This is a genomic window from Bacillus cereus group sp. N12, from assembly GCF_016483575.1.
In the GTDB taxonomy this organism is placed as follows: Bacteria; Bacillota; Bacilli; order Bacillales; family Bacillaceae_G; genus Bacillus_A; species Bacillus_A toyonensis.
This window is the reverse complement of record NZ_JAEHBO010000094.1, coordinates 1-17,359: the sequence shown is the minus strand read 5'-3', so window position 1 is coordinate 17,359 and position 17,359 is coordinate 1. Positions and strand designations below refer to the sequence as shown.

The following is a 17,359-nucleotide window of genomic DNA, read 5'->3' as shown; positions in this document are numbered from 1 at the left end:
GTATATAAGCTGTATGCCACAACTCATTTGAAGTAGTTTTCTCTGTATCTCCTTATAAGGAGCAGTTAGCTTTTGCTAGCTGCTTTTTGTTTGTAAAAAGCACTCCATTAACTGGGCACACATATAATATTCTGTGTTCCTCTCTTTATAAATTGAAATAGTCTTTACAAATGAATTATCTTGTCATGAGAGCACTTTATTAAGTGCTCTTTTCGTGTTTTAAATTAATACAAAATGAAATTTATATTATATTTATTAATTGGAATATCCCCCTAATCAATGTGTGAAGGATATCACTTCTTTTTTAAGCATCTTTATGAACAAAATTTATAACTTTTACTCCACTTGGATCTATATTAAAAGTAACGGTTTCTATGCCATTCGGAGGATTATGAGCGCCTGTATAAGTTTTATATTGAACTGTAACGATAAAACTAAAATTTTCTTTTGGAAACCGTTCAACTTTTAAAATTTTTGCGTCCGTTAAACTATACTGATGATTTGGCCCAAGCTTATTTCTGATAGCTTTGCTTGCATATGGTGCTAATAAAGTATTGTAAGAATTATAAAAATCTTGATTATCAATATTTACTGCTTTGGTATCTAGCGGCTTTAAAAATAAAACTGCTATTATAATTCCCAAAAGCAAAATAACCACTTTGCTGTTCAACATATAATCACCCTTAATAAATTTGGATATCCGTTAACCTCCCCAGCATAAGAGATGACTATTCTCCCCCGTATTGAACTTCTTTTTATTCAAACAGTACTTTTGTTTAAATCCACTTTTTTTGACTGTGGCCTTACTAATGCTTATGTGCTAAAATCCACTAGGATATTAATTTTAAAATTATTTTTGGAGGCTTTATGAATAATCACAACAATAAGACAAACAACAGCAATAGACTATTGGCAATTTTTCTAATAGTATCACCACTATTAATACCTATCGCGCTCCCTACAGCAATAATTGTAGAAATGAAACAATGGATGCCTGATGACGTTGAATACCCTAGTATAATTTCACTATTAACCCTATGTATTGGATTTTTCATAGTTGGGATTATCTTCTCTTTCATATTACACGTATTTAAATTATCTGAAGAAAAGCTAAAAGAATTAGGTTTCTTAGGATTTACAATTTCAATTGTTAGTACATTCCTGACAATGTATGTCGGATATTTTTGGCTAGCAAACCTTAATTTCACAGCAGTACAATTATCACCACATGCTGTATTAATCTTTGCGATTTTATCTACAATTCTTTTAGAAGCAATCTTTAAGTTAATTGATAAATTTGATACCCCTAATACAAAAGAAACAATTTAATAGATTTTAAAATGATTATTTTAGAGTTCATATCAACTTGTGCTCTTTTTTCTTTTAATCAAATAACGATTTTGTTCACTTTTTTGATACATTTATGCGTTATCTTCAGTAAGTTCTTTTCTTTTTATAATATTTTGTGAGATATACCAACACAGGAAGCCCTAGATCCCCTAACCCTAGGGCTTCTTTATTCAAATAAGGATTTTGTTATACGCTTGTTTCTTGTAAGAATGATAATATTAATTGCTGAGATTTTAATTTAAATCTGAATCTCACATTGAATAAAACTCAATATTCCGTCAATACTGTAGACAACATTATATTTTCTCCATTCCCCCTTGGAGATGAGCAGTTAGCTTTTGCTGGCTGCTCTTTTATTTTCTGCAATTGGTTACATTTCCCTGATGTTTTTAACGTAATATTAAGTTACGATATAAAAGAATAAAATATATTTGGCTGTTATACCATTACCCTAGGAAACTAGGGTTTTTATTTCTACAAAATAAAAATTTTTATTAAATTGCTTATACTTTATTTCTCAACCACAACGGATGGAATTATAATGAAATGAATGGTAATATATAGACATCTCAATTACGTTAGAGCTTGTTTCCTTGCAAGCTCTTTTTTTATTAAAATAGCGTTTTTGTTCAAAATGATGCCCTTACTCATTTGGACACATTTACCAGTATTTTCACCAAAAAACTCATGATATGTTTATTTAGTCGAGTACGTCATTACTTGACGATTACCCTTAGAAGCCCCGCAGACAATCGGGGTTTCTTTTATTTTAAAAACGATTTTGTTCACTTTTATAGCTTACAATTCCTCATAGTTGTGTTTTTCTTCTAGGACTTTTATAAAGTTAAAGTGTCCATCGAGATAACAATCATTGATATAACCCCCAAAATATATTTCATTAACTTCGCTTAAAGTAAAATATTCATTTTTTCATTCAACAAAGTTCATAACATATTCTTTTCCTCTGGTAAAATAATGATTAGGTGCCTCACGCGCATTTTATCCACTGGAAATAACACCTTTTATGTACTTAATTATTAGAAACTTCATTTTTACTCCTTCTGCAATAGCAATTTTGTTCACTTTTTCGATACATTTATGAAACATTCATATGTTATCTTCAGTACGTTCTATTCTTTTTATAAAACCGTGTGAGATATACCAAAACAAGAAGCCCTAGAGCCCTAACTCTAGGGCTTCTTCATTTAAATACGGATTTTATACACTTTTATTATTTTCACAAACTTTTATATTTATTATACGTAGTATATAAATTAATTTATAATATCTTTATGAAACATCACGTGTTTCAAATACAACATTTTTTGATGGTCTCTTATCTTTCCGTAAGGGGTCTTTTTTTATAACTATTTTGTTTGATTTCCTTACGTAATATCCTTAAATCACTTGAAGCAAAGAGTAAGACTGCAAAGTTAACAGATGAAGAGAAGAAGGAAGCACGTATATTTTAAAGAAATTATCGGATGATCTTGATAAAACAGAGTAATAAACTTAGTCGGATCATTACAGATATAGTAATTTTTAAAAAAAGGGGGCTACGGCACACCTTTTTTATTTCCATTAGACAATATATAACAATATAAAGATAAATAATTTATTATTATATTTACGGATTTATTTACATTAGGAGGAATGAAAAACTATGTTTAAAAGATTAGCAGTATTACTTATTGGAGCTCTATTATTATTTGGTTTATCCGCTTGTGACAGCGTTAAATCAATGACAAGTAATGCCACGGTTGGTATGGTAATTGAAGAATTTAAAGCTGCAGGATTAGAAGCTGACAATCCTAGTGACCTACCAGAAAAAGAATTTGGAAATACTAGAAAAGAAGCAAAACGCATTCTTGTTCCAGCATTAGGTGAAGATAGTGGTGGTAGAATATTTGAGTTTAAAAACAAAGAAGATCTTGAGAAAGCTAAGAAATACTATGACGATTTAGGTAATGGTAATCAGATGCTATTCTCTCATACTTACGCAAAAGGTAACTTCCTTATACAAATGAATGGTGATATGGAAGATGCCCAATTTAACAAATATAAAGAAGTTATGGACAAAGTAATTAAGTAAGTTAAAGAATCCGCTTTCATTTATATGAAAACATGTTAGAATTATCTTTGGATGGGAGTCCAATACATATTATTAAAATTAAAGTGGTTCAAGTCGGAGGAAGGCACCTTAGGGTGTCTTTTCTTTATTTTCAAACGGACCTGCTCAATTAATCCTTAAAAACATAAGGTAAAGTGAATCCATTAAAATACATGAGTGACCTTAATTTTCCCCTCCTACTCAAAGGAGAGATTAAAATGGGCTTTGGTGGTAGTTGCGGTAGTTGTGGCGGAGGATTTGCCTTATTAGTTGTTTTATTTATTTTATTAATCATTGTTGGAGCTTCTTGCTTCTGCTAAAAAACTATCGGAAAAGGCACTCTTATATGGGTGTCTTTTCTTTTGGTTATTGTTTTATTTATAAAGTGTTTGAATTCAAAAAAGACATAGAATAGAACCTAATATGATAATCCTAATAAATCAATAATCTCAATGATCTTCTTATCTTCTACTCTACAATAAAGCTTTGTACCCTTGCGCTCGATAATTACCATATTACCTTTAGTTAGTTTGCGTAAATGTTGTAAAATCATAGGTTCCGAAATATGCGTCGCAGCGTTCAACTGGGAAACTGTCAAAGTCCCACTTACAATCAATTCACGTACAATTAATAAACGACTTAAACTGCCTAATAATTCTAAGATTTCAGCACCACTTTCATAATTACTAGAATTCATATTGAAATCGCCCAACATACTATTCATCCCCCTAATATTAATACAAATACTAGCTCAAATAGTTTAACATAAAAATAGGAAGTATTCTCCTAATAATTTCTATAAAAATGTAAAAATTTCAGGTTTTTGATGGTTCAAGTCGGGGAAGGCACCTTAGGGTGTCTTTTCTTTATGAATATGAGATACGGGGAAAAATAGGCCATAGGACAGAAATGCAGTCTGAAATTTCTAAACTATCTTTTTATTCCCTTTCGACATAATAAACAATATAAAGATATTCACTATGTTATTATTACGTTGCAATCTTAAATTTTACATAGTTGGGGGAACAAACGTGGGAAGAATCATTAAAAAACATTGAATTACTGAAGTATTCTGTCTTCAACATTACATCAGATTTGCATCAGATTTATTAATCGTGAATACATTTCACGTTCTTCTTTCAACTTTTCTGAATAATTGTGAGCAGCATGAAAAACATCAAAAAATTGATTAAGAAAAAGCACTGCCAAAATCTTCAGCAATGCGTTTCTATTAAACGTATCATGATAATGAAAATCTATTTTCTTTTATTTATAAGTACTGTCGGTTCATATATATTTACTTTAATTTCAAGATACGTTCTATTTCTTCCACACTCAACTTACTTGCTTTTGCAATAGTTTCAAGCGGTACACCAATTTCATACATCCCTCGAATCATCTGCATCTTACCTTGCTCAATACCTTTTTCCATGCCCTCTTGTTCTGCATGGGCTAACTTAGCTTGTTCATCTAGAAGTAATTTCTCTCGAGCTTCATATGCTGTTCGGAAAGAAGAATCATGGCTCATATTTCCCCATTTATTTATTGCCTTTTGTAAAATTGTATCTTGATTCATCGCAATCTCCTCCAATGGAGTTAAATGTTCATCTTCATGTGCTGGTAATAATAACATCCAACGAACAAATGTATTTTCCCACGGGTTTACTTTTTCTTCACGCCATTGTTTTACCAATTTTGGTATCTCTACAAAATGGATTTCAATGTCGTCACTTAATAGTTGCTGCATTTTTGTATTCCATAATTGTCCGATGGTATGAAATGCATCTTCCTGAGAAAATAAAATAAAGTCTAATACGTTAATCGTAATTGTTTTTCGAAGTGAACGATATGGCATCCCTTCTTGCATTTGAGATGTATAAAGTTTACTCCAGTAATATAAAGATCGCTTCACCATATCATGAGTATTTCGAAGCTGAATTTCAATATTTACTTGCGTCCCATTATCTAGTGTTGCTAATAGGTCTAAAATCGATAACTTATCATCTTCATAAGATTTATGGAGATGTGGATCATCTAATTGTAGCGATGTAATAGGTGCATCTAAAGATTCCTCTAAAATCGCATTTAAGAAACCCGTTAAAATTTCCTCATTTCCTTTTTCCAAATAACTGTTTAAAAGCAAAATCAATGCGTAAATTCACTAATTTAGTGGACATGGATTTCCTCTCCCTGTCTATATCATATCTTATTACTATTGTACATAAAAAAAGGTAGCACATGCAAACAGGCTCTTATGTTATCAGGTTGTCTAAACCTATAAAAATTTGTGATTCCGACAAAATGGTCTTTTTGATTCCACATGCACCTCTATTTCTATATCTAATTCCTCATTTTTAACATCCTTATATAAATTCTTTAAATGCTCAATTTTTTCCAAGGCGCTTTGTTTTAAATATTCTTCGGCTCCTACTATTTTTAAATTAATATCCCCCTCATAAAACACTTTATCTTTATAACTTTTCCTATAATATTACACTTTAAAGAGAAACTAAAAACTCATTTCATCATTTTTCTTTTCTGAATTCCTACTTAATATAACTAGTTTTAGTTGTTCATAGATTTTCTGTGTATCTGGTGTACTTTCAGCTTGTTTACGCTTACGTTTTACCGTCATACCATTTTCCACTATTACATCATCTTTAGTTTCTGCGACCATTTCCAGGTGTTTAAGTACTGCAATACGTTCTAATCCTTCCATTCCTTCTGACTCTTTAACTTCATCTGCATCATCAATTATTTCTCGCTTTTCTGTTTTTATAATTTTCTCTTTTTCTTTTTTTAGTTCAATTGCTGGTTTCTCTTGTGACCTGCTCTCTTTTTCTATGTTAACTTCAGAAGCTTCAATGATCTCTAAAAGTTTATTTTTAATATTTACTTTTTTATTTGCTTTTGATATAGCATTTTTCACTTTCATCGCTCTTGAAGAAGAGGATATTTGATTTAGTATTCTTCCTAACCCATAGAAACGAATTGCTTCAACTATGACACCCATTACAATTCCAAAAATCCATGAATTCGAAAAATATCCAACTAAGCCAAACGTTATAACTCCTGGTAAATATAAGCTGGCATAGGCTATTAAGTTAGGTATAGCTTTTTCTACTGCTAATTTGAAGCTGTATTTAATTATTAAATATATAGTACTTAATCCCACTATTAAACCAGCCAGACTTATTAGCAAATTTTTAAAAGTTTCACCTATCATTATAATTTCCTCCCTTAATGTTTTAATTTTAATAACTCGTAGTGTTTTCACATTACAACTTAACAACTCATCGCACTCTCTTTATATAAAATATCTAAATAATGGGACCAACTTAATTGTTTTTAAATATAAAAAAACCTTTCAGGTATATGAATAATTGCAAGCAGTTTTGCTCTACAAAATCATAGCCCCGAAAGGGTTATATTAGTAATTGATTATGAAAAGTAAGAAAAAAAGAAAGTCTTATCTATATAATATCCTTAGTTATCTTAATTTTCAATATATAATAGTTGATTCTCCTAATCGATAAAAACAATAAATCATAATAAAAGAAATGTTTTTATGATTTATAAACATATTTACTTTTTAACTACAACTACCAAGTTATTTTTTCTTCATATTATGTTTTTTTATTATAATATTATCAGGAAATTCTAGTATAGAAAGAAGTGTATTTGATGACAGAAGTTGATTTTATTCTAGCTGGTGATGGTAAAGGAGCCTATCACATAGGTGTATGGAAAGCATTCAATGAATACGGTATTAGTGATAATATTTGTGCCGTTTCAGGTACATCTGTTGGAGCTTTAAATGCAGCACTTTTCTCCCAAGGTGATTACCATATTGCAAAAACCATATGATCAAACATAGAACCCAGTCAAATTTTATCAATTGATACAAAACAATATATATCCAAAATGATAGGTAGTAACTACTTAGCAAATTCTATAATGACTCCGTTAATAAAATTAGCAAAAAAAGTATCAAAAACAGCCGTTTTTTCTCGCAGTGGTATGTTAGAAATTATTAATCAATATATAAAAAATAAAATTAGATATATTTCAAACAAAAGTTGAGTTGTGAATATCGATTCATCGTTAAAACAACAGAGAGCCGCTTCAGCGTATTTACCTGAAGCAGCTCTTGTTATCTCAAAAATGGTAATGGTGCTTGCTGAATTCCGTTTTGTGTCGAGATATAAAAAGATTTTGCGAATCCCTCACTGTGAATACATTCGTCTATTACGAGCATTATAGGAATCTTACGTAAGTCTAAAGTGAGCTCCTTTCTAACGTGTTCTGCAAAAGCGAGATTAGATATAGATAAAATAAAAATACCTGGTAAACTCTTCGTATTTTCGAAGTTCAATAAATTATTTGGTCCATTTTGAATTTGATCTTCCCAAATTTTCAATCGTGATTTTATATGTTGTGCATATCGCTGCCCCTGTTGCACCCTTTCAAATATGAAGTTTTGATTTCCAATCGGAGTTTTAATTTCTCCAACAGCAATTGGATTATAACCACTACCAGTACCTTTTAGCTTTGGATACCAGCACCAGTTTTTTAATAGCTGTTGGTCTACTGCAAACTCATATTTTATTTGATTCATAGTGACAAATCTTTGTACCCCTACTACTCCAAGCCTTAACCACTGTTCTGGCTTTAAAGCATAGTTTGTATTACGGTTATGATAAGCCCACATCATCAAATGACCAGCAGTATTTAAAGTGATTGGAGCAGAGGTTTTGGGTTGATCTGGAAATAGCCCCGATTTTATTTCCCATCTACTAACAAATCCATACAGTACCAGTTTTTTCAGCGATTCTGAAACCTGTGACCTACTAATTTTAGATTCCACAAAATTTTTAATTTGAGCTTCAGTAATCGCTAATGAATCCCAAATAAGCTTTAGTATTAAATTGTCTTTTTCATTTATAAAACCTGAATTAATTCTGTCATATATACTACGTAAATCTGTGAGGGGTTTAAATTTATCTGGAAAAATTGGTCCCCCCTGTAAAGAGGGGTCATCCCAAAGTGATAACGATTCGTCCCTATTAAGCCAATATTGAACCGCCTTTCCATTCTCTTGTACGGAAACCTGCGGCGCACTCATTAGTTATATAAAAACGCCGTTGGATTGTTAACTTTTTTGCGTCCAAATGGAAACTTAAAGATAACCCCCGACCCTCTCTCTTTTTCCACATCCACACTTACAATTCTCATACTTACTACGTCATCCAATACTGGCTGTTCGATTGTTTTAGGGACAATTCCTTTAATTGTGCAGCCTTGGTCCAATTCAACAAAAACACCAAAACGCGGGTCAACATTTACAACCCTTCCTACAATTGTATCCCCTTCAGCTAATTCAGATAATAACTGATAAGGATTTTCCACGGCAGCTTTTCTAGAAACGTGGATTAGTCGCTGTTCTGGATTAAATTGTAGAACCTTAACTGGGATACGTTCACCAATTGGTGCATAGCGATCCACAGCGTTTTTATACACTCTTCCATAGTTTAGTTCATGTAATTTCATGAAGCATTCCGCACCATTGATGCGTAAGAATATAGTAGGAACCTGAGCATTCATGTTATATCCAGTTACCTCAGCTTTGTAAGTAGGTACTTGAAGTCTTTCATCTTGCTCCAATTCTATTAACTCACGAATTAACGCATCTGCCGATCTCCTGCTAGCTTCTTTTACTGAAACCTGTACTTTATTTATATCCAGTTCATCAGACATTTGTGTAATTACTACATTAAAAATATTACCTGTGAATTGAGTAATACTTCTAAAAGAGTAATCAGAGAAGTCTTCTTTTTTACAAATACCTATAATCTTACCATTTTCAAGGGCAAACTCAGCATATTCAGTATCTGGATCGTCTTTATCGTGTCTTTTAACCGTTCTCAATACTGCTTGAATTGGCTCTTTATATCTACGTAGTCCCTGTAGCTTTTCATAAGTTTTTGAATCCATAAAAATATCTCCTCTCCCTTGTTCAATATTTATAAAGTTCAAAAATAATACTTCTACTTGAATTATTGTTACTTTTAACTAAGAAACTAAGTTTTTTAGAAATTTCCCCTAAAATTTTTAATTGTTTTTTATATTAGACCTGTCACTTATTTTATTTATAGGGATTAACGTTAATGTTCCATATGTATTTAGGATTGGTAATTGTGTTATAATTTAAAGAAGAGGGAGGTTGCCCTCCCCTTGTTTTAGCGTCTTGTGATTCGTTTGCTTCTTGGTAGGTTGCGACGAACCACAGGGCTTTTATTTTATTATTTTCTATCCTTTCTTCATTTGTCTCTTCTCTTAATTCCTTCGTTTTTTCTATTATGTCCAGAATGTTTTTAACAAGTTGTATAACAAGCAATTAAAGAATTACAATTCAATTACTATCATGTTCTTCATTCTATTATATTTGTATTTTAATATTAAATAATAGGTATATTTAAATCATCTGAAGTGGATTGTGCTAAGGTTTGGATTAATCCTTAATCAGGAATGTTTTGTTGTCTAATAAAAATAGGGCCGTTACTTCCACGTTCTTGAGGGCTTTGTGTCATTCCTGTATACGTTTCATTTTCAATAAATAATGAGCGAATACTATCGTAATTCCATGCGTTACTTTCAACTAATTGTGCCCATGCATCATAAAGATCACGACTGCCACGTACTGCAGCCATAAAATTATGTTGCGAGCCTCCACCAATTAATCGACCACCCGATAATTTAAGCTGCCGTCCAATAGTTTCCTCTGTTTTAGAAAGAACGTTAAAGGAAAGCTTATTATCATTAGCTAAATTTACTGCTGTCACAATAGAAGGACTACTGTTTGGCATATTCGCTCCCGCTTCAAGAACAAGCACGGAAGTACATTTATCATCCGTTAATTTTTTAGCAATTACCCCTTCGGCAGTACCGGCACCAATTACGATGTAATCAAAAATATATTTTTTTGACATGCTATTATTCCTTTCAATATAAAATTTAAAACAACAAATTCAAGTCCAATATACTATTAACATATTGGACTAGCTGCCTGTACTTATGAAGGAGATTAATAGTTTAGAAAAGGTTTAGTTCTTATAATGAGACGTTATGTTAACTAATTTTGAATATCGTATACAGACTAAAAACAGAAAAAATGTCCTGTTGTGTAGGTTGTTTTTTCTGTTTTTTGATGATAGTTGTTAACTGATGTCTCACATTTCAAAAAAACAAATTTTTTGTTTGCTTGTCCACACCATTTCACCTCTTTATGAATTTTATAGTATTAAAGGAGGTGAAAAGAATGAATGAAGATATTATTTCAATTGGGGCAAATTGTATAGTGAGAATTAGAAACAGATTCTTTCTTCTAGTAGAAATTGAAGTGGAAGTTGAAAATGTAGCCATAGAGGAATTTGTTTTTATTCGAATATCTGAGCAAGAAGCTAGAACATTGTTAGCAGCGGGTATTCAACGTTGTACTATTTCTAATTGTATTCCTAGGTCTCATGATGATTTAGAAGTAGAATTCATTTGTGTTTTAATCGTGGGTGGGGAAGCATTTGCGGTTTTTGATGTAGAAGACGATGTTGATGAAGCTGTACTTGTTCCAATTTCATTAAGAGAAGCCGAGCGTTTAATCTGTAGAGGAGCAAGACGATGTATAGTTATTAATAGATAAGAGTAAGCCTTTTTGAGCGCTAAAGAGGTTTCATTTTGTGTGACTTCTTTTAAGGATGATGATGTAAATATGAATATCCTCCAGAGTACTTAACTGGAGGATATTTTTGTAGACTTCTAGATGTATTAACTACCAATAATAGGACGTTATGTTAACCGAATATGTATAAGATATACATCATGAATTTTATTAGGCGTAAACCAAGCATACAAGCCAAAGTACTAGATTCGAATACATATAATTATATTAAATTTCAAAAAAAGGAGATGAATTGTTTTGAACTCATATTTTTCAAAACAAAGATGCTGTCATAGACTTTTTCCTGCTTTTCCACCTGCTGTCCCTCCAATTCCAGAACCCCAAGGACCACTAACGATCATGACATGGAACATCTATTTTGGAACTATTTTAACGCCTTTAGCAGGAACCACTCCAGAGCAACTCCCACAACGTGTTACTGAGGTCTTTACACTGTTTCAAGCAACAAATTTTCCGGTACGAGCAGGGGCTATTGCTAATCAAATTACAAGAAAAAAGCCAGATATAATAGGTCTTCAAGAAGCAGCAATATGGCAACTTTTGTTACCCCAAAATTCTGAAGTAGCAGTAGAGTATGATTTTGTTTCGATTCTTCTCAAGGAGTTAGAAAAAAGAGGATTGCATTATAAAGTATTAGCAATAGTGGACACTACGGATGCTACGTTACCTAGTAGCACCGGCTTCAACGTTCGATTTGTAGATCGAGATGCTATTTTGGTGCGAAAAAATTCAGGACTTAAGTTCTCAAATATACAAACAAAGATTTTTGAAGCTTTTCTTCCCGTTCCAGTTGGCGGTAATGTTGAAAAACTCCTATTTGGTTTTATATCTGTTGATGTCGAAATATCCGGAAAGAAATTTAGACTCGTAAATACTCATTTACAACCCATTACACCTGGAATCCCCCAAACACTTCCAATACAACTGGCTCAAGCTCGCGAACTTTTAACTGGCCCTGGAGCGACTGATCTTCCCTTAGTATTCATAGGGGATTTCAACTCAAATTCTGACGGCAGTGGTCCATCTTACAATCTTTTGATAAATGCTGGATTTAAAGATACATGGACTATCGCAGGAAAAGGCAATGGATTAACATGTTGCCAAGATGCTAATGTATTAAATTTGATCTCGCAACTAGTTGTTAGAATAGACTTAATTCTCTTTCGAGGCGATTTCAAAGTTGAAAAAGTTGACGTTGTAGGAGAAGAGCAAGAGGATCGTACACCAACGGCACTATGGCCTTCTGACCATGCAGGAGTTGTGACTAGCTTGATTCTTCCCTCCTAAAGAAAGGACTATATTAAAAAACTCTGATAAACAAAAGATACGGTCAGAGAAATATGAATAACGATAAACTGCTACCCTCATAAAACAGATGATCTATCTGATCGTGTTTTATATGGTCCCCTAACTATAGACGGTGATATTGTGATGGGATCTATCATAATTTATTTAATTAACTACCGAGAACGATAATTATATAAATGAGCTATCCATATAGGCAACTCATTATATTTTTTGCTTAGCGTGTTTTTTCAAAAATGATGACGATGTTTCCGCGCCCCTTTAAAGGCCATCCCGAAAGGAATGGCCTATTTTTTATGAACGAATATCGGAATTTTTGAAGATTTCAATGAGGCTGGTGAAGCTATCATTGGCATGACCAGTCTTCATGCCGCGCCTGAAGACTTCCAGAACAGTTGCTGGCAAGGCGATGTCGATGCTGGCTTCTTGGGAAGTATGAACAACGTGCTCAACGCTCGCCAAGCCCATTGCGAGTCTGTCCACGTCACCAGGGTGCTCACCCTCATCGAGAAGCGGGGTATAGAACTCTATAAATTTCGGCAGTGACGACATCGTCGCTGAAGCGTATGGTAGGAATTGCTCCGCCGTAATGCCGTTCGCGTTAGCGATTGCAAGAGCGTGAAGGTAACTAAGCATTGCCGTCCAGAATATATCCATCTGTATCTGGTAGTATAGCATGGCTAATCCGGGGTCCGCGCCCCGATAATCGGTACTTGTTAACACTCCCAAGGTCTCCCTGTGAGCCTCGAAGACCACTCGCTCACCACTATAGTATGTGTAAGATTCCGATTTACCTATGCCTGACGGTGGAACTTGCACCCCTCCAGTAATATGCCATGCTCCACGGTCTTCCAACCATTTAGCCGCCTCGCGAACTTTTTCCGGGGTATCCGAACTCAAGTTAACGAGCACCTTACCGAATAAATTCTCAGAAGCCGGTTCCAGAATAGAGTACATCACATTGTAATCTGTAAGGCTAAGGATTACCAGCTCGTTAGCAGCTAATGCCTCGTTGACCGTGGACACCCTAATGGCTCCTCTTGCTACAAGCTGATCTGCTTTACTTGAAGTCCGGTTCCACACGGTCACCGAGTACCCGTGCTCCAGAAAAACGCCTGCCATCGCCTGACCCATCGGACCTAGTCCTATGACTGTTACCGATTTTCGGTTCCCAACCGCGTTTGTAGTTTCAGAACCATTTTTCTCATTTTGGCTATTACTTTTCAATGGAAAAACCCCTTTCAGATGAAATTAAGTAAATCATAAAGGATTACACTAGTGTCAATGTCAACACAAACAAAAATGGCCCCGGAGCGATTCATCATGCTCAGGGGCCATGTCTACATTAAACAGTTCTCTTTTTCTTAATTGTTAAAGCGATTTGCCTCTCCAGTAATCTCTTTAATCCATGAAGTGCTTCGATTTGATAATTCACATTGCTTAGCTTCTTTTCATACGTTTCCAGCATCTCCTCGCAATATTCATACTCGTCAGGATTTGCCGCTTCGCTCTTGAACAACGCTTTAATTTCATCTGCTGTTAATCCAAGCTTCAAGTATAACTGAATCGCTTTGACTCGTTCTATGGCCGATTCGTCGAAATCCCGGTAATCGTTCTCCAACCTATCGGCGTTTAGAAGTCCTTTATTGTCATAATGCCGGATGGATCGTATGCTGACATTGGTCAATCGTGCTAGTTCGCTTATTTTCACTCCTAACAAGCCTCCTTGCATGCTCATAATAAATTGATTATACAACGATGGTTTTCCATTATTATTTCACCTAAATGAACTTGTAGTATTTGTAAAATACAGTTTTTCATAAAAGGAACTTAAAGAAACTCTAACATAACAAACAGTTCACAATGGATTTTGTGAATTTTTTCTGAAAATATCCTTTATTTGTGATACGAATCCCGGTTTTAGATTTTGAACTACCCTCCATGATTTATATACACAGTTTATGGACATATTTCTAGCTAAAACGGACGAAAAACTCACCCATATGAGAATATTTTGGGTGTTGTTTACGAGTATACTGGATTAAGAGGGCAAAAAAACTGTATAATTTTTAGACCTAGCCAGGGCTTATTTAGCATGCACATTTATATGAAAATACTCCTTTTTTAAATGTTGTTTTTGGTAAACGAAAGCTTCTTTTAATTCTGTTCTTAAGTTAATGGCCATGTAAGGTGACCCCTATTATAAAAGTACGACATTAATGCTTCTTTTGATTGATATAATGTATAATGGCGTTATATAAAAATTCAGCTAAGTCTTCATTACTAAATTGATTTATATAATTTTTAAATCGATTATCAAATTTATACGTATTTGCAATACATGTCAACATTTCAGAGTCACATACAATAGATTGTTCGAGATAACTTTTCCACTCTACAATTAATTGCTGTACTTCATCGGAAGTAGGTGATTGATTAATATAGGAAGCAATTTTTCTAAACACCCTTTCCATTTTTTGTTCGAATTCGTGAAATAAGTTCGCTTTTTCACTAAGAGAGAGTTCTTTCAGTTTCTCCTCAAATTCTTTGTATTTTTCTGTTTCTCCATAGATGAATTTCGCTTCATGAGCATATTGTTCTTGTAATGGCAAAATAGATGAATTATTAAAAATATTTAAATTGTAGATATCCTTTCCTGATACATACTCATCCACCGCAGTAATAACTGTCTCTAAATGTTGTTTTTTTAACAATAAAGTTTGATTATGCTTCTTTAATAATTGTAGCTGTTCTTCTCTCGTAAGTTTCAAAACTTCCGCAATTTCCTTTAGAGAAAAGTCCATTTCTTTAAAAAATAGAATCATTTGAAGTCTTGCTAAACTGTTCTTATCATAGAGTCGATAACCATTTTCCGTTAAGTAAATTGGCTTTAATAAATTTATTTTATCATAGTATTGTAAGGTTCTTTTTGTTATGCCTGTAATTTGCACAATATCTTTAACCGTTAAAAATTGTTTCTTCATCCCAAAATTCCTTTATTTCATCTAGTATTTGATTGGCAGGAGTTATTGTGGCTTCAAAGATATTTTTACCTGTTTTTTCTAAATAGTATTTAATTAAATAGTATCCACAGGCATAACCAGCAGCATAAGGCATATTGACTGGTATATAGTTTTGAAGTTTTGCTAATTCGTCACCATAAAGATACGGTGCAATTTTATCAAATCCTGTTAATTGTAATTGATCCTTGAGCACAGGTTTAATACGTCTATTAAGCATTTCCATAGTTGTTTTCGATACCCAAGGTCCGAGTAGATCTTCCCCCAAAATAGAAGTAGCAAAATTTTCTGCTAAACCTTCACTAACAATTAATTCACCTAAAGTAACAGTATGGTCCCATTGAATAAATTGATATCGAACATTATGATTACATTCATGTGCTAAAGCCGCTTTCATTCGAGGGATTGTGTATTCATTTGGCACAAATGTACACAAAATATAACCAGGAATACCTCCATCACCGCTATATCCTTCATTTAACATTAATGAAGGACTATTGGGATTCCCTAATAGAATCGTGAATAAGTAATCAGATACACGAAGGTTCACATCATGCTCTCTAAATAAATGAAGGCTTTTCCTAACAACTCCTTTACACTCAGACCAAAAAGAATCAGACGAAATTAATTCTAGTTCTGGTGTAATCTCATTTGTAATCTGATTAGGAGAAATGCTCATTATATTATTCAATGTAATAACATCAAAACCATTTGGCTCCTCAGCTTTAAAAGGAACATATTGAATTTCCCATTTCCCCATAAACGGAGCCAACATTTCTTTCCTGTATAACTCAACCTTTTCCTCTTTTGGAGCTTGTAAAATTTTTCGATATATTTTATCTGACCGTAATGATTTTATATTCATTTCTTTCACTCCTTATTTAATATAGTTAAAATTATGCACTATGACGTTGCGTTATAGTCAAGTGGGTTAACTAAAAATATAGCAAGAGAATGAGATTAGGTGTTTTTTGAAATATTAATAGGGCACTTTCATTTGTAATTACCTTGGCTTAGTTTGGATGTTGAACGTATTTAAAAATATCTCCAAAGCCGAATTTTAAACAACCTTATGGGGGGCCCACCACACATCCATCAACTTAAGGTATATTTGTATACAAAATGCGGTCTTTCCATATAGTTTTTTTATTATCTTTTATAGATTTTATAAAAGTAGGCATATCAAATAAACCCTGATGGGCTTCAATTTTTTTACTATGCTACCTGATGAGTAGAAGCGGTATACTCATACACAACACCCAAAATATCAAAGACTGTCTTTTTCTCGTATCGATGAGATTTTCGTCCGTTGTGCTGTAGGAGGTTAAACAGACGAAGGAGAACCTTTGATAGCTCTTGGGTGTTTTTGTGTAATGCTTGGTGAAAAAGTGAAAAATGATCTTTAATTTTGTACATCGCTTTATATTCACTTAGCTCTTTCTGCTTCTTACGCAACAGGAGTTCTCTCATTTTAAACATTGTAGAAGAACATAATAGGATGCTAATGAGTTGTCCATAAAGATGACATTCTAATCGCTCTTGTTTAATAGATTTACAACGATGAATTTGAAACCAGGATTTCCATATCTTAAATAACAGTTCTATTTGCCAACGTAGTGAGTATAAATCATAGATTTTCTCTTTTGGTACCCATTCCGTAGGAATGTTTGTCATATATACCGTAATTCCTTGTAGAAGTTTCGTACGCTCTGTATATATAATTCCTTTTTTCTTTTCACGAATAGCTCGATCACGTAGGCGTTTTTGTTTTTGCTCCTCCGTATATTTATAAACCACAATGCGAGTAGATAATTTGTCTTTGCTCCCTACATATACATC

Annotated in this window: 16 protein-coding genes and 2 pseudogenes; 6 read left to right on the top strand and 12 right to left on the bottom strand. The window is 33.2% G+C overall.

Annotation, left to right across the window (positions count from 1 at the left end; translation table 11 throughout):
- Positions 1–304 precede the first annotated feature (304 nt).
- Positions 305–673 carry a DUF3888 domain-containing protein gene (locus JDS92_RS26400; RefSeq protein ID WP_098000424.1) on the bottom strand — a complete coding sequence of 123 codons (369 nt, stop codon included), beginning with the start codon at positions 671–673 and terminating at the stop codon, positions 305–307.
- A 194-nt stretch (positions 674–867) separates the two neighbouring features.
- On the opposite strand from JDS92_RS26400, the gene JDS92_RS26395 reads away from it, so the two are divergent.
- The 3 genes from JDS92_RS26395 to JDS92_RS26385 all read left to right on the top strand — a co-directional run bounded on the left by JDS92_RS26395 (position 868) and on the right by JDS92_RS26385 (position 3,780).
- A complete protein-coding gene (locus tag JDS92_RS26395; RefSeq protein ID WP_199632774.1) occupies positions 868–1,329 on the top strand; it encodes an epimerase in 462 nt (153 codons plus the stop codon).
- A 1,684-nt stretch (positions 1,330–3,013) separates the two neighbouring features.
- Positions 3,014–3,442, top strand: coding sequence for a stress protein (locus JDS92_RS26390; protein ID WP_199632773.1), 429 nt, complete (start codon positions 3,014–3,016; stop codon positions 3,440–3,442).
- Positions 3,443–3,678: 236 nt separating this feature from the next.
- Positions 3,679–3,780 carry a YjcZ family sporulation protein gene (locus JDS92_RS26385; RefSeq protein ID WP_079995239.1) on the top strand — a complete coding sequence of 34 codons (102 nt, stop codon included), beginning with the start codon at positions 3,679–3,681 and terminating at the stop codon, positions 3,778–3,780.
- Positions 3,781–3,878: 98 nt separating this feature from the next.
- On the opposite strand, the gene JDS92_RS26380 is transcribed toward JDS92_RS26385, so the two are convergent.
- The 3 genes and pseudogenes from JDS92_RS26380 to JDS92_RS26370 all read right to left on the bottom strand — a co-directional run bounded on the left by JDS92_RS26380 (position 3,879) and on the right by JDS92_RS26370 (position 6,686).
- Positions 3,879–4,175, bottom strand: a complete 297-nt coding sequence (locus tag JDS92_RS26380) for an ArsR/SmtB family transcription factor (protein WP_199632772.1) — start codon at positions 4,173–4,175, stop codon at positions 3,879–3,881.
- 582 nt (positions 4,176–4,757) lie between these two features.
- A pseudogene (locus tag JDS92_RS26375) lies at positions 4,758–5,637 on the bottom strand (Rpn family recombination-promoting nuclease/putative transposase).
- A 332-nt stretch (positions 5,638–5,969) separates the two neighbouring features.
- The gene (locus JDS92_RS26370) at positions 5,970–6,686 is read right to left on the bottom strand and encodes a hypothetical protein (RefSeq protein WP_199632771.1); all 717 of its coding nucleotides are present in this window, start codon (positions 6,684–6,686) and stop codon (positions 5,970–5,972) included.
- A 458-nt stretch (positions 6,687–7,144) separates the two neighbouring features.
- Between JDS92_RS26370 and JDS92_RS26365 the strand changes: the two genes are divergently transcribed.
- On the top strand, positions 7,145–7,327 hold the full coding sequence (locus tag JDS92_RS26365) for a patatin-like phospholipase family protein (RefSeq protein ID WP_199632770.1): 183 nt from the start codon (positions 7,145–7,147) through the stop codon (positions 7,325–7,327).
- Positions 7,328–7,613: 286 nt separating this feature from the next.
- Here JDS92_RS26365 and JDS92_RS26360 read toward each other — a convergent pair whose 3' ends face one another.
- The 3 genes and pseudogenes from JDS92_RS26360 to JDS92_RS26350 all read right to left on the bottom strand — a co-directional run.
- On the bottom strand, positions 7,614–8,585 hold the full coding sequence (locus tag JDS92_RS26360; RefSeq protein WP_199632769.1) for a hypothetical protein: 972 nt from the start codon (positions 8,583–8,585) through the stop codon (positions 7,614–7,616).
- Positions 8,585–9,454: an RNA-binding protein gene (locus tag JDS92_RS26355; RefSeq protein ID WP_199632768.1), complete on the bottom strand. Its 870-nt coding sequence runs from the start codon at positions 9,452–9,454 to the stop codon at positions 8,585–8,587. The genes JDS92_RS26360 and JDS92_RS26355 overlap by 1 nt, the downstream gene beginning before the upstream one ends.
- Positions 9,455–9,981: 527 nt before the next feature.
- Positions 9,982–10,449, bottom strand: a pseudogene (locus JDS92_RS26350) (GMC family oxidoreductase N-terminal domain-containing protein); the annotation flags it as partial.
- 329 nt (positions 10,450–10,778) lie between these two features.
- Here JDS92_RS26350 and JDS92_RS26345 point away from each other — a divergent pair.
- Both JDS92_RS26345 and JDS92_RS26340 read left to right on the top strand, forming a co-directional pair.
- Positions 10,779–11,156, top strand: coding sequence for a hypothetical protein (locus JDS92_RS26345; protein WP_199632766.1), 378 nt, complete (start codon positions 10,779–10,781; stop codon positions 11,154–11,156).
- 276 nt (positions 11,157–11,432) lie between these two features.
- Positions 11,433–12,482 (top strand): endonuclease/exonuclease/phosphatase family protein, encoded by a 1,050-nt coding sequence (locus tag JDS92_RS26340; RefSeq protein ID WP_199632765.1) that lies wholly within the window; start codon positions 11,433–11,435, stop codon positions 12,480–12,482.
- Positions 12,483–12,794: 312 nt separating this feature from the next.
- On the opposite strand, the gene JDS92_RS26335 is transcribed toward JDS92_RS26340, so the two are convergent.
- The 5 genes from JDS92_RS26335 to JDS92_RS26315 all read right to left on the bottom strand — a co-directional run.
- Entirely contained in the window at positions 12,795–13,727 is a 933-nt protein-coding gene (locus JDS92_RS26335) for an NAD(P)-dependent oxidoreductase (protein ID WP_199632764.1), read from the bottom strand.
- Positions 13,728–13,845: 118 nt separating this feature from the next.
- Positions 13,846–14,211 carry a MerR family transcriptional regulator gene (locus tag JDS92_RS26330; protein WP_016514119.1) on the bottom strand — a complete coding sequence of 122 codons (366 nt, stop codon included), beginning with the start codon at positions 14,209–14,211 and terminating at the stop codon, positions 13,846–13,848.
- A gap of 505 nt (positions 14,212–14,716) precedes the next feature.
- On the bottom strand, positions 14,717–15,484 hold the full coding sequence (locus tag JDS92_RS26325) for a MerR family transcriptional regulator (RefSeq protein WP_199632763.1): 768 nt from the start codon (positions 15,482–15,484) through the stop codon (positions 14,717–14,719).
- Positions 15,459–16,385, bottom strand: coding sequence for a DUF2268 domain-containing putative Zn-dependent protease (locus JDS92_RS26320; protein WP_199632762.1), 927 nt, complete (start codon positions 16,383–16,385; stop codon positions 15,459–15,461). The genes JDS92_RS26325 and JDS92_RS26320 overlap by 26 nt, the downstream gene beginning before the upstream one ends.
- Positions 16,386–16,735: 350 nt before the next feature.
- The coding region (locus tag JDS92_RS26315) for a transposase (protein ID WP_199632761.1) at positions 16,736–17,359 on the bottom strand (624 nt) is incomplete at its 5' end.

Coding starts and splice junctions, on each gene's coding strand:
- JDS92_RS26380 (WP_199632772.1), bottom strand. CDS start 4,175: ATGTTGGGCGATTTCAATATGAATTCTAGTAATTATGAAAGTGGTGCT.
- JDS92_RS26385 (WP_079995239.1), top strand. CDS start 3,679: ATGGGCTTTGGTGGTAGTTGCGGTAGTTGTGGCGGAGGATTTGCCTTA.
- JDS92_RS26400 (WP_098000424.1), bottom strand. CDS start 673: ATGTTGAACAGCAAAGTGGTTATTTTGCTTTTGGGAATTATAATAGCA.
- JDS92_RS26365 (WP_199632770.1), top strand. CDS start 7,145: ATGACAGAAGTTGATTTTATTCTAGCTGGTGATGGTAAAGGAGCCTAT.
- JDS92_RS26325 (WP_199632763.1), bottom strand. CDS start 15,484: ATGAAGAAACAATTTTTAACGGTTAAAGATATTGTGCAAATTACAGGC.
- JDS92_RS26360 (WP_199632769.1), bottom strand. CDS start 8,585: ATGAGTGCGCCGCAGGTTTCCGTACAAGAGAATGGAAAGGCGGTTCAA.
- JDS92_RS26390 (WP_199632773.1), top strand. CDS start 3,014: ATGTTTAAAAGATTAGCAGTATTACTTATTGGAGCTCTATTATTATTT.
- JDS92_RS26345 (WP_199632766.1), top strand. CDS start 10,779: ATGAATGAAGATATTATTTCAATTGGGGCAAATTGTATAGTGAGAATT.
- JDS92_RS26370 (WP_199632771.1), bottom strand. CDS start 6,686: ATGATAGGTGAAACTTTTAAAAATTTGCTAATAAGTCTGGCTGGTTTA.
- JDS92_RS26320 (WP_199632762.1), bottom strand. CDS start 16,385: ATGAATATAAAATCATTACGGTCAGATAAAATATATCGAAAAATTTTA.
- JDS92_RS26355 (WP_199632768.1), bottom strand. CDS start 9,454: ATGGATTCAAAAACTTATGAAAAGCTACAGGGACTACGTAGATATAAA.
- JDS92_RS26395 (WP_199632774.1), top strand. CDS start 868: ATGAATAATCACAACAATAAGACAAACAACAGCAATAGACTATTGGCA.